This is a genomic window from Mesorhizobium sp. B2-3-6 (assembly GCF_006442305.1).
In the GTDB taxonomy this organism is placed as follows: domain Bacteria; phylum Pseudomonadota; class Alphaproteobacteria; order Rhizobiales; family Rhizobiaceae; genus Mesorhizobium.
In genome coordinates this window covers 51075-63996 of sequence record NZ_VFVW01000008.1, presented here as the reverse complement: position 1 = coordinate 63996, position 12922 = coordinate 51075, and the positions used below count along the sequence as shown (strand labels likewise).

Below are 12922 nucleotides of genomic sequence, written 5' to 3'. Positions count from 1 at the left end.
GCGAGAGGAGCGGCTCAGAGCCACTCGATGTCGTCGAAGCCGCGCGCGATATAGCCGCCCTTGGAATAGGATTCGCCCTCATAGCCAAAGACCGGCCAGACCTCCTTCTGGTTGTAGAGGCTGACGACGAGGCCCCCGCGCACCGCCTGGAAGAAAGGCGTGGCTTCGACCTGCTTCAGCACTGCGACACGCTGATCCTCCCAACCAAGGTTCCGGTAGCCGCCCTTGCCGGACCTCTTGTCGAGATCGGCGATGCCGTTCTCGATGAGATCCCTATGTGCGGCATCCTTGCCGGCCTGATCGTCATGGCTCTTGACCGCGATGGCGTAATATTTGTCGGGAAGCTGATCGTGCGGGTAGACGTCCCGCCCCATTTGGATCAGCGTCGCCATCGTCTCCGGCTTCAGCGCCGACGTTTCGAGGCCCCAGGCATGTTCCGGGCTGATGACCGCGCTGCCGGAAATGACGAGCAAGGCTCCGACGCCGCCGCGCTTCAGAAGCTCGCGCCGCGAAAGCCCGGGCCTGCTTTCATAGATCGTGACCATATTTTCCTCCCTGCTTGCTGGTTGCATCCATGGGATGCCTTGGCTGGCGCCGCGCACACGCGGCCGCGATCTCTACTGGAACCTGCCTCCTCGTTGCAGAACCTCGATCCTGTAGCCGTCCGGATCCTCGATGAAGAAGAAGCGTGCGATCAGCGAACCGTCACGGTTGAATTCGACGATCTTCTTCGGGTTGAGGCCGAGCGCGCCGAGCCGGTCGTGCTCGCCGTCGAGATCGACGACCGAAACCGCGAGATGGCCGTAGCCATCGCCAAGCGCATAAGGCTCCTGCCGACCCTTGTTCACGGTCAGTTCGACTTCGAATTGCGTCTCGGCATTGCTGAGGTAGATGAGCGTGAACGTGTCGAAATCCAGCCTTTCGGCGACATCGAGGCCGAAGGCATTTCTGTAGAAATCGACGGAGCGGGTCTCGTCGAGAACCCGGATCATGGTGTGGATTGCCTTCGCCAAATCAGTCCTCGCCACTCGATGCTTCGAAGATGATTATGCGCGGCGACGGCAAAAGATGGTGGCAGCCGGTTACCACGCTCCGAAGATCGACTCGCCTGACAATCGCAAGGACGAAAGTCCGATTGCTGTTCAGCCGATTTTGCCGGAGAATGCTGTCGGGGACAAAGGCCGCGTCGCCTCTGGCGGCAAAAGCATCTGTCCACCCAAAATCAACGCCAAAAATCAACGAACGTGGGAGGTTGTCGGATGTGCAGGGTATTTGCGGCCCAGGACCCCGAAGGTTATCGTCAGATCAACCGGTCGATCCGCATCGACGGATATTCGACCAGCATCCAGCTTGAGGCGACGTTTTGGGCACTGCTCGACGAAATCGCCGAAAGCCAGGACCTGACGACGCCGAAATTCATCTCGAAACTCTATGACGAGGCCATCGAGATCAATGGCGAGATTCCCAACTTCGCCTCCATGCTGCGCACCACCTGCGCGCTCTATCTGCGCAGCCACCGGCCGGGCATGGAAGACCAGATGCCGCCGAAATGGGAAGCCGCCTGAAGATCCAGAAAAGTGCCCCCCGGCTTTGTGTTCGGAATGCATCAGGAACTGGGGCGGCTCGGCGGGCCTATCACGCACCGGGCCGATCGGCGGCGGCGATTTCCAGCGCCAGCCGCGTCATGTCGGTAAAAAGATCCTGGCGTTCCGCATATTGGGTCTGTTCGCCGCTGTCGATATCGTCGACCACCGTGCAGATCGATAGCGCACGGGCCCCGAAATGCCTGGAAATGCGATAGAGCGCACTGGTCTCCATGTCCACGGCCAGCGCGCCGGCTGCCTGCGCATCGGCAAAACGGGCGCGTCCCTGCGGATGGTGGAAGACGTCGCTGCATGCCGTCAGCCCGGCACGATGGTCGATGCCGAGTTCGGCCGCCTTCGCCAATGCGCGAGCAAACAGCGCCGGGTCCGGCCCGGCTCCAGCGTCATAGAGGCCGAAAACCTGACCGCTTCGGGCGCTTTCGGGCCGCACCGATTGCGAGATGACGAGGCTGCGTAGTTTTACCTCAGCGGTCAGCCCGCCGCAGGTGCCGGTACGGATCAAAGTCCGCACACCGTAGCCGTCCAGCAGCTCATGCGCATAGATCAGAAAGGAGGATACGCCGATGCCGGTCGCCTGGATGCTGACCGGCTGACCACGAAACAGGCCAGTGAAGCCAAGGGCACCGCGCCGGCGGTTGATGCAGAGTGGGGCCTCCAGGAATGTCATGGCCATCCATTCGGCGCGCTGGGGGTCGCCCGGCAACAGCACAATGTCGGCGTAGTCACCCTCGCTGGCTTCGATGTGTGGCGTCAACAGCTCGTCCCTGCCGTTTCATCCACAATCATGGCCTTGTCGCGGTATTGCGCAAGAGGCATTCGGGAACGCTAATACACGGAAACTTCGTTTCAGGACGACAATATCACGAAAACAAAGAGTTAAAGCGGCCGGCGACTCTATCAAAGCTGAACTGTTCTAGGACGTAGACTCACAAGCGCGGAGCCACAGCCGCATTGAGGCGAGCTGGACCATGGCGAGGAAGTTGGCGGCGAGCTTGTCGTAGCGGGTGGCGACACGCCAGAAGTGCTTCAGCTCAGAGAAGAACCGCTCGATCAGGTTGCGCTCGCGATAGAGCCGCTGAAGCAAGGCTTCACTTGGTTGCTCTTCGGCGGGATGTTCGGCCGGCGGTCACAGGCCGCCCCAATTGCAGGCTGATGAAGACGCGCGGCGCGTCTTCATCAGCCGACGCACTCCAAGCGCTCATGATGCGAAGCTGGTTGATCGCGAAAGCTCCTCCCACGCGCTGATTTCGCTCCGCATCGCGTCGAGCTTCTGGTCGACCAGCCCCAGCGCGTCGTCGCCCAGGAACAGCCGTACCGGCGGGTTCGCGGCATCGACCAGCACGAGCAACGCCTGCGCGGCCTTGGCCGGATCGCCCGGTTGGTTGCCGCTCTTGGCCTGTCGCGCGGCGCGGATCGGGTCCATGACCGCGTCATAGTCGGCAATGCTGCGCGGCGTGCGATCCATCGAGCGTCCGGCCCAATCCGTGCGGAATTGGCCGGGAGCGAGCGCCGTCACCCGAATTCCAAAGCCTGCTACTTCCTTGCCGAGCGCTTCGGAAATGCCTTCGAGCGCGAATTTGCTTCCGCAATAGAAGCTGATCCCGGGCATGGTGATGAAGCCGCCCATGGACGTGACGTTGATGATATGGCCGCGACGCCGCTCGCGCATGCCCGGCAGCACCGCCTTGATCATCGCGACGGGCCCGAAGACGTTGGCGGCGAACTGGCGCTGGAGATCGTCCAGGGAGGACTCCTCCAGCACGCCCTCATGGCCGTAACCGGCGTTGTTCACCAGCACGTCGATTAGACCCGCCTGCCGTTCCGCCGCGGTGACAGCCGCCGGGACCGTCTCGAAATCGGTCACGTCCAGCAAGAGCGGGTGGGCGCGATCGGGCGCGAGCGCGGCGAAGATCTCGGCGTCGGCTTCCCGCCGCACGGTGCCGATCACCCGATGGCCCGCTTCAAGCGCGCCTCTTGCAAATGCTCGCCCCAGCCCGGAGCTGACACCGGTGATGAGGAATGTCTTAGGGGTGGAAGTCATGGTTCACTCCGGGCTATGATTGAAACTATATCATGATATAGATAACAGCATGACACCAAACAAGACCAAGGTTGCTCCGACCGCCACGCGGGGTGAGCCGCTTCGCCGGCGTGTGATCGATGCGGCGGAGCGACTGCTCCGACAGGGTAAGGCCGATTTCTCGATGCGCGACCTCGCCACCGAGGCCGGAGTCAGTTTCGCGACGCCGTTCAATCAGTTCGGGAGCAAGGCCGCGATCATGCATGCCCTTTCGCGGCGGCGGATCGATACGATGGCCCAGCGCTTTGCCGGGATGTCACCGCCTGCCGATGCCGCAGGCCGCGTGCTGTTGGCCATCGATACCGCGGTCGAGGTGATGTTGGAGGAGCCGGAGATAAACCGGGCCGTGATGGGATGGATCGGCACGGCCGGCCCGTCCCCCGGAAAGGTCCTGGCGCACTCCACAACCTTGTGGTCGCTGGCCCTTGGAGCGGGCGAAGGCTTGATCGCGGCCGGCAGGCAGGAGGCGCTGCGCAGTTTGCCGGAGCAGCTCGCATTTGCCTTTCGTGGGGTCCTGTCATTCTGGACCGCCGGCGAACTGCCGGATGAGGCGCTTGCCTCGAAGGCGCGAGAGATCGCAAAAACCTTGCTGCTCGGATTTGCTGAACGGCCGCTATTCGGCGATTCCGCCTCCTAAGCTGCCCTCCGGGAACCACCAATCTCGGCCATTTCCCGATTTATGGGTTCACGGCCTAAGACTCCAGCATGTCCTTGACGATCGTTGCCAACTGCTTGAGCGAAAACGGTTTCGGCAGGAATCCGAAATGCGCGTCCGCCGGCAGGTTCCTGGCGAATGCATCCTCGGCATAGCCGGACACGAAGACGAACTTGATGTCCGGCTGGCGCTTGCGCAGTTCGCCGAGCAGCGTCGGCCCGTCCATCTCCGGCATCACCACATCCGAAACCACGATGTCGACCTTGCCGCCGAGCGCTTCGAACACTTCCAGCGCCTCGACTCCGGAGGACGCCTCGTGCACGGTATAGCCGCGCGAGGTCAGTGCCCGCATGCCGCCCATGCGCACCGCATCCTCGTCCTCGACCAACAGCACCGTGGCCGAGCCGGACAAATCCTTGCCTGTCTCGGCCGACTTGGCAGGCACCGCTGCCGGTGCTTCCCCGGGTTCGCCTGCCTTCTTTGCCTCGGCGATGTGGCGCGGCAGGAAGATGCGGAAGACCGAACCCTTGCCGACCTCGGAATCGCAGAAGATAAAGCCGCCGGTCTGCTTGATGATGCCGTAGACCATGGACAGGCCAAGGCCGGTGCCCTTGCCGACCTCCTTGGTGGTGAAGAACGGTTCGAATATCTTCTTCAGCACGTCGGGCGCGATGCCGCTGCCGGTGTCCTCGACCTCGGCCACCACATAGTCCGCTGGGGTGAGTTCGCGATAGGGGAAGGTCTTGCACTCCTCGGCGGTCACATTGCGGGTGCGCACCGTGAGGTCGCCGCCCGCCGGCATTGCATCGCGCGCGTTGACCGCCAGGTTGACCACCACCTGCTCGAACTGGCCGATATCGACCTTGACCGGCCAGAGATCGCGACCGTGGTCGATCTTCAGCTTGATGTCGTTGCCGACCAGACGGGCGAGCAACATCCTGAGATCGGCGAGCACGTCGGTAAGGTTCAGCACTTCCGGCCGCAGCGTCTGCTTGCGCGAAAAGGCCAGCAACTGCCGCACCAGCGAGGCTGCCCGGTTGGCATTCTGCTTGATGTTCATGATGTCGGGGAAGGATGGGTCCGACGGTCGATGATTGGTCAGAAGCAGGTCCGACGCCATGATGATGGCGGTCAGCACATTGTTGAAGTCGTGTGCGATGCCGCCGGCAAGCTGGCCGACGGCCTGCATCTTCTGGCTTTGCGCCATCTGCCCTTCGAGTGCCTTCTGCTCCGTCGTCTCGACGGCGTAGACGATGGCCGACTCCTCGGCCCCCTCGCCGCCTGTGCCGTCGGCGACCGCATTGACGTAAAAACGGATGTGGCGCTCCTCATTGCCGGGCAGGAGCGTATCGATCGGCTCGATATCGGCCTGCCGCTGCCGTGCCTTTTCGAAGGCCGCGGCAAAGGCCGGGCGGTCACGTTCGTGGATGACCGTGTCGAGCCGCATGCGGCGGTCGACGGCGTCCCGGTCTACGACCGACGAAAACAGCGAAAGGAACGGCGCATTGGTGCGCAGGATGCGCCCGCTGGCGTCGACGCCGGCGATCGCCATCGGCGTCGAGTTGAAGAAGCGGGTGAACCGCACTTCCGAAGCGCGCAGGTCCGCCGAGGCGTCCTCGCCTTGCGTGCGGTTGAGCACGATCGTGCGCGTCGGACCGTTGAGGCCTTCGCGGCTGGCTGAAACGCGATGCATGAAGCGCACCGGCAGCGCCTCGCCCGTCATTGTCGTGAGGTCGAGATCGATGACCGCGTTGCGCGTCGTACCGGGGTCGGCCTTGACCGAGCGCACCAGCGCCATGCCGTCGCCGGCGACGATCTCCGGCAGGGAGACGGCGCCGGGCGTGAAGCTGGCAAGGTCGATGCCCAGCCATTCGGCGAGCGTGGCGTTGATATAGGTGACGCGGCCTTCCTGGTCGGCGGAAAAGAAGCCGGCGGGCGCGTGGTCGAGATGATCGATCGCCTTCTGCAGGTCCAGGAAGAAACGCTCCTGCTCGGCGCGTTCCTGCGAAATGTCGGCAAGTTGCCAGGCGAGCATCGGCGGCCGCTGGCCCGGCACGCTGAAAGCGCGGGCGCGGGCGCGATACCAGCGCGCGCCTGGCTCAGCGCCAGGCTTGATCGACTGCGCGAGCCGGAACTCGCCGTCGCCCGGCTGGCCGTCACGCAGGCCGGAGGCCAGTCGGTAGATAGTGACCGAAGCTTCCGGAACATCCGAAAGCAGCCCTTCGACCGTCTTCAGGTCGGCCGCGGAAGAGGCTCCGGTCATGTCGGCATAGGCGCGGTTGGCATAGACCACGCGGCCCTTGGTGTCCGTGACCAGAAGGCCCTGCGACATCGAATCGACGAATGCCTTCGACAGTTCATCGCCCGTCGAGCGTGGAGTGATCTGCACGAAGCCGATCGCCGTGGCGAACAGGAAGCCGACGCCGATCATCGCCAGCACGCCGAGCATGCCCAGCAGGAAAGGGTCGCCGAGCCGCTCGCGAAACAGGCCGAAAACGATCGCGGCCCCCGTCAGGACGGCAATGAAGATGACGAGCCGGGTAACGGCGCCCGGCCGCGTGTTCTGATCGACGATCGGTACCGGATAGAAATCGCCGCGCGTTTCCTTGGCCATGTGCCCCCTGCTCTTGAAGTCCGGTGTTCCGATACTCGCCGCAATGTGTGCCGACGCCCGCCCCTGTCGGGTTGAATCACATTCTCCTGGTCCCGAAAAGGCCCGGGCGGCAAATGTCAGATAAAAATGACGTCGGCCAGCCCTCCAGTGTTTCAAGCTGTTCATGAAGCGTGAAAGGCAACTTGCGGTAGCCCGCCGCAACGGTCTAGTGTCGCGTCACTTCCAAACCGATCAGGGGGAACCAATGCTGCAATGGCTGGATAGCGTAGCGGGCCCCGGCTATGTAGCGGCACTGCTGTGGACCTTCGCGGCGCTGGTCCTGCTGGTTATCGTCCTCATCATCGTCAAACTCGTTCGCAACCTGACCTTCGGCACCTTTGTCGCGGGCGGCCGGAACCGCAAGACGCGGCTTGCGGTCATGGACGCCACCGCCGTCGACAGCCATCGCCGCCTAGTGCTGGTGCGCCGCGACGACATCGAGCATCTGCTTTTGATCGGCGGCCCCACCGATGTCGTCGTCGAGCGTGACATCCGCCTTTCTGCGCCACGCCGTCCCGCGCTGACCGGAGATGGCGGTTCGCAGCAGCCTGTCGCGGTGGCAAAGCCGCGTCCGCATCAGCCCACCCCGGCGCCGGCGAGACAGGCACCTGCTCCGCAGCCGGTGAGTGCAGCGCCACCCGCCCGCCAGCGCGCTCCGGAGCCGGTGCCGAAGCCGGCGGCGCAGGGTTATCAGCCGACCAATGTCACGCCGCTGCCTTCCTACGGCTCCGCAAACGTCAATGCCGTCCGGCATGCCCCGCCGCCGGCTTCACCACCGCCGGGGCAGGAAAGCATCGATGAAACGCTGATGAAGGAACTCGAGGTTTCGCTCGACCAGCCCCGCTCGAGCAGTCCGGCGAATAAGCCGGTGGCAAAAACACCGTCGTCGCTCGACGACGAGATGACTAGGCTTCTGGGCGAACTCTCCAGCCAGAAAAGATGAGCAGCGCTTGCGCCCGGTCCGAAAAACCGATCGGGGTTTTGCGCGCATCGCCCGGGTTCTGAAAAAAGAAATGGCCGGAAAACCGGCCATTTCGAGAGCGATATCGCTGAAATCTTCTTGAATGCAGACCGCAGGCTAATCGTCGCGATAGACCTTCTCGCGGCGCTCGTGGCGCTCCTGCGCTTCGATCGACAAGGTTGCAATCGGGCGGGCATCCAGCCGCTTCAGCGCGATCGGTTCGCCAGTCTCCTCGCAATAGCCGTAAGTGCCTTCCTCGATGCGCTGCAAGGCCGAATCGATCTTTGCAATGAGTTTCCGCTGGCGGTCGCGCGCCCTGAGTTCGATGGCGCGGTCGGTTTCCGAAGAGGCGCGGTCGGCTAGATCGGGATGATTGGCGTTTTCCTGCTGTAGGATTTCGAGGGTTTCGCGCGCTTCGCGCAATATGTCATTCTTCCAGGTGACGAGCTTTGAGCGGAAGTAGGATTTCTGCCGCTCGTTCATGAACGGCTCGTCTTCGGAGGGTACGTAATCGGCGGTAACGGCATCGTTCATTCGACTCACCCAAACAGCCCCAAATTTGGCGCCTATATATTCGCGGTCAAACGCCTGCACAAGCGCAATCGATTACCGATTCACGCAATTGTTAGTCTGCCTCGATGAGCGCGATTGAGGTGATTCGGGCTGGTCTTAGGTACCGGATCCTTCGTACTGGCGGCCGCCGGCTGATGATTCGTCATGTCCGAAAAACGACTGCCATTGTGCGCCACGCCGTTCTTATGGCTAATCACAGCACGGTTCGGGCTGTTGGCACGGTGGAGGTTGGGTGAGCAGGCTTTATCTGTTGAGGCACGCCAAAGCCGGATGGGCGCTGCCCGGCATGCGTGATTTCGATCGCCCTCTCGATGCGTCCGGCCGCGCTGATGCGGAGGCGATGGGCATCGCCATGCGGTCGCGCTCCTATGTGCCCGATCTGACGCTTTGCTCCACAGCCCGGCGCGCGAAGGAGACGCTGGAAGGCGTGGCCGGTCGGGCCGACACCGGCCGGGTTCTGTTCGTCGACGCGCTCTACAGCGAGGACGCGGCCGCGTACCTCAGCCTCATCCGGGACAATGGTGGGGTGGGTTCGATGCTGCTCGTCGGCCACAATCCGATGACGGAGGATCTCGCCATGGCGGTATCCGGCGATGGCGAGGAAAGCGCCCGCGCCATGCTCAATCATGGTTTCCCGACCTCGGGCCTGGCGGTCGTGCGCTTCAGCGGCGATCTTGCCGGGGCCGCCCAGGGTGCCGGCTATCTCGAGGCATTCCTGACGCCGGCTGACCTCTGACGCCATTTCAAACCAGCACGGCAACGCCTATATCGGACCTGTCGCAGCATCGAGAGACAATTTTGGCGTCATCGCTGACCACTTTCACCGACGAGGCGAGAATTGCGCTCGACACGCTTTCGGGCCGCGCCAGCGGGCTATTTTCGCCGTCGCTGCGGCTGGGCGTCACGGGCCTTTCCAGGGCGGGCAAGACGGTTTTCATCTCGGCGCTGGTCCACAACCTTATTCATGGCGGGCGCCTGCCGCTGTTCGAGGCGCAGAAATCCGGGCGCATCGCGCGCGCTTTCCTCGAAGAGCAGCCCGACGACGCGGTGCCGCGATTCCAGTACGAGGACCATATCGCCGCCTTGGTGAACGACCGCGTCTGGCCCGATTCGACACGCGCCATCTCCGAATTGCGGCTGACCATCGAATATGAATCGGCTTCCGGCTGGAACAGGATGTTTTCCTCCGGAAAACTGTCGGTCGACATCGTCGACTATCCCGGCGAATGGCTGCTCGACCTGCCGCTGCTCGGAAAATCCTTCGCCGATTTTTCGCGCGAAGCCCTTGAAATGGCTGCGTTGCCGGTGCGCGAGGACCTGTCGCGGGCCTGGCGGGCGCTATCGGCCGAGATCGACCCGAACGCCGATGCCGAGGAGATGACGGCGCGCCGCCTGGCCGAGGATTTCGCCGCCTATCTCAAAGCCTGCAAGCTCGACGAGCGGGCGCTTTCGACTTTGCCGCCGGGCCGTTTCTTGATGCCTGGCGATCTCGAAGGCTCGCCCGCATTGACCTTCGCGCCTCTGGCCAGCCTGGGCGACAAGCGCCCGCGCAGCGGCTCGCTGCACGCGATGATGGAAAGGCGCTACGAGGCCTACAAGACCCATGTCGTCAAACCCTTCTTCCGCGAACACGTCACCCGGCTCGACCGCCAGATCGTGCTGATCGACGCCATGCAGGCGCTGAACGCCGGCCCCGGCGCCATGGCCGACCTGGAGCGCGCGGTGACCGAGATCCTCGCCTGTTTCCGTCCTGGACGCGGCAGCTTCCTCACCGATCTTTTCTCGCGGCGCATCGATCGTATCCTGATCGCCGCCACCAAGGCCGACCACCTGCATCACGACAGCCATGACCGCTTGCAGGCGATCGTGCGGCGGCTGGCAGACCGCGCCGTGGCGCGGGCGAATTTCACCGGCGCCGGCGTCGACGTCGTCGCCATGGCGGCGGTGCGCGCAACACGGGAAGGCACCGTCAAACAGGGCCGCGAGACATTGCCGGTCATCATCGGCACACCGCTCGCGGGCGAGACGATCAATGGCGACGCCTTTGACGGGAAAGCTGAAACAGCTATATTTCCCGGTGATTTACCGGAGAAAATTGATGCTGTCTTCGAAGCTCCCGGGGGAGCGCACAGGCAGGACAATACCGACCCGGCGATCCGCTTCGTGCGTTTTCGCCCGCCAAAACTCGAGCGCACGGCCGAGGGCGTCATGCTGTCACTGCCGCATATCCGGCTCGACCGTGCCTTGCAGTTCCTGATCGGAGACCATCTGGCATGACCGCGCCCCGCAAGCCGGCGGCATTCCGCATCGAACCGGAGGCCACATCGCAGCAGGACGCGGCGCAGGCGCGCCGTGCCCAGGCCGGGGCGCCGGAGGCGCGCCGTGTCCAGACCGACACACAGCGCAAGCCCCGCGCGGTGAAGAGCGATGTCGCGCTGGTCATCCCGTCGGAGATCGACGTGTTCGACGAGCCGGACATCGTCGCTGCCGAACCGCCGCCGGCGGTCGCTCGCAGGAAACGTTCATTGCTTGGCTCCATCTTCTTCGGCGCGTTCGGGGTGCTGGTTTCGCTGGCCATCGGCCTGTGGACCGATCAGCTCATTCGCGATCTGTTCGCGCGCGCCGAGTGGTTGGGTTGGCTGGCCGCCGGCATGGCTGCCGTCGCCGTGCTGGCGCTGGTGGTGATCCTGACTCGCGAGTTCCTGGCGATCGCCCGGCTTGCCGAGGTCGAAAAGCTGCAGAAACGTGCGCTCGATGCGATTGCACGCGACGATCCCAAGGCGGCGCGATTGGTGGTCGACGAGCTGTCGGCCTTCGTCGCGGCCAAACCCGAAACGGCTGCGGGCAGGCGCGCGCTGGCCGATCTGCGCGACGAGATCATCGATGGCGCCAATCTGGTGCGTCTGGCTGAGGCGGAGATCCTTGGCCCTCTCGACGCCAGGGCCAAGATCATGATCCTGGAAGCCGCCAAACGCGTGTCGCTGGTGACGGCCGTCAGTCCGCGTGCGCTCGTCGACGTAGCCTATGTCGTGTTCGAGGCCGGGCGCCTCATCCGGCGCCTTTCGGAACTCTATGGCGGGCGGCCGGGAACACTGGGTTTCTTTCGCCTGGCGCGCAGCGTGCTGGCGCATCTGGCGGTCACCGGTTCGATCGCCGTCGGCGACAGTTTCGTCCAGCAGATCGTGGGCCACGGCCTGGCCGCGCGCCTCTCCGCCAAGCTCGGCGAAGGCGTCGTCAACGGCATGATGACGGCGCGCATCGGCATCGCCGCGATGGAGACGGCGCGCCCCCTGCCGTTCAGTGCGGCAAAACGGCCGGGACTGGGTGATTTCCTGTCCGCGCTGACATCGTTCGCAAGCAGGAAGGAAAGCGAGAACACCCCGCCTGGCAAGTGAACCAACGACCTGGCAGTGACGAAGCATTAACCAATCTTGTTCATGGTCGCACTGGTTCCAAAACAGCCTCTTTGTTGCCGGGTGTCGTCGATGAAAAGCGTAATTCTGTCCAGCCTGTTGCCCCTGGCGGTCGCGATCACCACTGTCGCCGGCATTGCCGCACAGGCGTCCGCGGCGGAGCCGGACAAGCAGTTCTTCCGGTCCGCCGAAGGCAAGTGGGTGGGCCCGGGCGAGATCGTCGCCGGCAAATACAAGGGCACGAAGTTCAATTGCAGCTTCACCGGCTCGACGCCCGACGGCAAGATGGGCATGACGCTCGACGGCGGCTGCCGGGTGGGCATGTTCACCCAGCCGATGTCGGCCAAGATCGAGCGCAAGGGGCGCGATTACAAAGGCTCCTTCATGGGCGGCGCGGCCGGTGCCGGCCTGGATATCATCGGCGGCAATGTGGTCGATGCCCGCAAGGTGGTGTTCACCATCAACCGCAACCAGCTGCGCGGCGTCATGCAGGCACGCATCCCCGACGACAATTCGATGACGGTGACGGTTGCAGTGCGCGTCGCGGACCAGCTGGTGCCGGTGATCGGCATGAGCCTGAAGCGGGTCGACGCGATCGAAGTCGGCTCCATCGCGCCGAACTGAGCGCGCATCGACGCCTGTAACCAGACAAAAAGAGACGGCGGCCCATCGCCACCGCCTCCTTTTGAAGACGTCGATAGGAACGATCAGCCCTTGATCGCCGCCGTCACCTCATCATAGGCCTTGCAGGCGTCGGCCAGGGTCGTGGTGCCCTGATATTTGGTCGTCACCTCTTGCACCTTGGCCGTCAGATCGGCCGCCTTGGACGGATCCTTGGTAACCGCCTCCTGCAGCGCGGCGGCCATGTCCTGCGCCTTCTTGGTGGCGACCTCGGCCGTGCACTCAGGCGCCTTGGAGCAAGCCGAGCCGGCGAGCACCGCCAGGCCGACGGCAACGAGCAAAAACTTCTTCATGTCAGTCAT

The 12922-nt window shown here is 63.7% G+C and carries 14 protein-coding genes and 1 pseudogene; 7 read left to right on the top strand and 8 right to left on the bottom strand.

The window, feature by feature from the left end; genetic code table 11:
• Positions 1-14: 14 nt before the first annotated feature.
• Together FJ953_RS22300 and FJ953_RS22295 are read right to left on the bottom strand one after the other, a co-directional pair.
• Positions 15-545, bottom strand: a complete 531-nt coding sequence (locus FJ953_RS22300) for a gluconate 2-dehydrogenase subunit 3 family protein (protein ID WP_140515296.1) — start codon at positions 543-545, stop codon at positions 15-17.
• A gap of 72 nt (positions 546-617) precedes the next feature.
• Positions 618-1013: a VOC family protein gene (locus FJ953_RS22295; protein WP_140498876.1), complete on the bottom strand. Its 396-nt coding sequence runs from the start codon at positions 1011-1013 to the stop codon at positions 618-620.
• 246 nt (positions 1014-1259) lie between these two features.
• Between FJ953_RS22295 and FJ953_RS22290 the strand changes: the two genes are divergently transcribed.
• A complete protein-coding gene (locus tag FJ953_RS22290; protein WP_140498878.1) occupies positions 1260-1565 on the top strand; it encodes a ribbon-helix-helix domain-containing protein in 306 nt (101 codons plus the stop codon).
• A 70-nt stretch (positions 1566-1635) separates the two neighbouring features.
• Here the strand turns inward: FJ953_RS22290 and FJ953_RS22285 are convergent, their stop codons facing one another.
• The 3 genes and pseudogenes from FJ953_RS22285 to FJ953_RS22275 all read right to left on the bottom strand — a co-directional run bounded on the left by FJ953_RS22285 (position 1636) and on the right by FJ953_RS22275 (position 3645).
• The gene (locus FJ953_RS22285; protein ID WP_140625079.1) at positions 1636-2358 is read right to left on the bottom strand and encodes a DeoD-type purine-nucleoside phosphorylase; all 723 of its coding nucleotides are present in this window, start codon (positions 2356-2358) and stop codon (positions 1636-1638) included.
• A gap of 159 nt (positions 2359-2517) precedes the next feature.
• Positions 2518-2676, bottom strand: a pseudogene (locus FJ953_RS22280) (transposase); the annotation flags it as partial.
• Positions 2677-2802: 126 nt separating this feature from the next.
• On the bottom strand, positions 2803-3645 hold the full coding sequence (locus FJ953_RS22275; protein WP_140625078.1) for an oxidoreductase: 843 nt from the start codon (positions 3643-3645) through the stop codon (positions 2803-2805).
• 49 nt (positions 3646-3694) lie between these two features.
• Here FJ953_RS22275 and FJ953_RS22270 point away from each other — a divergent pair, with 49 nt between their 5' ends.
• Entirely contained in the window at positions 3695-4321 is a 627-nt protein-coding gene (locus FJ953_RS22270) for a TetR/AcrR family transcriptional regulator (RefSeq protein ID WP_140498884.1), read from the top strand.
• 55 nt (positions 4322-4376) lie between these two features.
• On the opposite strand, the gene FJ953_RS22265 is transcribed toward FJ953_RS22270, so the two are convergent.
• Positions 4377-6953 carry a response regulator gene (locus tag FJ953_RS22265; RefSeq protein WP_140515292.1) on the bottom strand — a complete coding sequence of 859 codons (2577 nt, stop codon included), beginning with the start codon at positions 6951-6953 and terminating at the stop codon, positions 4377-4379.
• A 244-nt stretch (positions 6954-7197) separates the two neighbouring features.
• Here FJ953_RS22265 and FJ953_RS22260 point away from each other — a divergent pair, with 244 nt between their 5' ends.
• Entirely contained in the window at positions 7198-7935 is a 738-nt protein-coding gene (locus FJ953_RS22260) for a flagellar biosynthetic protein FliO (RefSeq protein ID WP_181175042.1), read from the top strand.
• A gap of 135 nt (positions 7936-8070) precedes the next feature.
• On the opposite strand, the gene dksA is transcribed toward FJ953_RS22260, so the two are convergent.
• Positions 8071-8487 (bottom strand): RNA polymerase-binding protein DksA, encoded by a 417-nt coding sequence (gene dksA / locus FJ953_RS22255; protein WP_140498888.1) that lies wholly within the window; start codon positions 8485-8487, stop codon positions 8071-8073.
• 271 nt (positions 8488-8758) lie between these two features.
• On the opposite strand from dksA, the gene FJ953_RS22250 reads away from it, so the two are divergent.
• From FJ953_RS22250 to FJ953_RS22235, 4 genes are all read left to right on the top strand, one after another.
• The gene (locus FJ953_RS22250) at positions 8759-9262 is read left to right on the top strand and encodes a histidine phosphatase family protein (protein ID WP_140498890.1); all 504 of its coding nucleotides are present in this window, start codon (positions 8759-8761) and stop codon (positions 9260-9262) included.
• Between the two features lie 62 nt (positions 9263-9324).
• Positions 9325-10803 (top strand): YcjX family protein, encoded by a 1479-nt coding sequence (locus FJ953_RS22245; protein WP_140625077.1) that lies wholly within the window; start codon positions 9325-9327, stop codon positions 10801-10803.
• The gene (locus tag FJ953_RS22240) at positions 10800-11921 is read left to right on the top strand and encodes a YcjF family protein (RefSeq protein WP_140625076.1); all 1122 of its coding nucleotides are present in this window, start codon (positions 10800-10802) and stop codon (positions 11919-11921) included. The genes FJ953_RS22245 and FJ953_RS22240 overlap by 4 nt, the downstream gene beginning before the upstream one ends.
• 90 nt (positions 11922-12011) lie before the next feature.
• Positions 12012-12563, top strand: a complete 552-nt coding sequence (locus tag FJ953_RS22235; protein ID WP_140498896.1) for a hypothetical protein — start codon at positions 12012-12014, stop codon at positions 12561-12563.
• Positions 12564-12646: 83 nt separating this feature from the next.
• Here the strand turns inward: FJ953_RS22235 and FJ953_RS22230 are convergent, their stop codons facing one another.
• Positions 12647-12913: a hypothetical protein gene (locus FJ953_RS22230; RefSeq protein ID WP_140547541.1), complete on the bottom strand. Its 267-nt coding sequence runs from the start codon at positions 12911-12913 to the stop codon at positions 12647-12649.
• Positions 12914-12922 lie beyond the last annotated feature (9 nt).

Excerpts from the sequence above, each read along its gene's own strand:
- FJ953_RS22235 (WP_140498896.1), top strand. The coding sequence starts at position 12,012 with ATGAAAAGCGTAATTCTGTCCAGCCTGTTGCCCCTGGCGGTCGCGATC.
- FJ953_RS22240 (WP_140625076.1), top strand. The coding sequence starts at position 10,800 with ATGACCGCGCCCCGCAAGCCGGCGGCATTCCGCATCGAACCGGAGGCC.
- FJ953_RS22290 (WP_140498878.1), top strand. The coding sequence starts at position 1,260 with ATGTGCAGGGTATTTGCGGCCCAGGACCCCGAAGGTTATCGTCAGATC.
- FJ953_RS22260 (WP_181175042.1), top strand. The coding sequence starts at position 7,198 with ATGCTGCAATGGCTGGATAGCGTAGCGGGCCCCGGCTATGTAGCGGCA.
- FJ953_RS22270 (WP_140498884.1), top strand. The coding sequence starts at position 3,695 with ATGACACCAAACAAGACCAAGGTTGCTCCGACCGCCACGCGGGGTGAG.
- FJ953_RS22300 (WP_140515296.1), bottom strand. The coding sequence starts at position 545 with ATGGTCACGATCTATGAAAGCAGGCCCGGGCTTTCGCGGCGCGAGCTT.
- FJ953_RS22265 (WP_140515292.1), bottom strand. The coding sequence starts at position 6,953 with ATGGCCAAGGAAACGCGCGGCGATTTCTATCCGGTACCGATCGTCGAT.
- FJ953_RS22230 (WP_140547541.1), bottom strand. The coding sequence starts at position 12,913 with ATGAAGAAGTTTTTGCTCGTTGCCGTCGGCCTGGCGGTGCTCGCCGGC.
- FJ953_RS22275 (WP_140625078.1), bottom strand. The coding sequence starts at position 3,645 with ATGACTTCCACCCCTAAGACATTCCTCATCACCGGTGTCAGCTCCGGG.
- dksA (WP_140498888.1), bottom strand. The coding sequence starts at position 8,487 with ATGAACGATGCCGTTACCGCCGATTACGTACCCTCCGAAGACGAGCCG.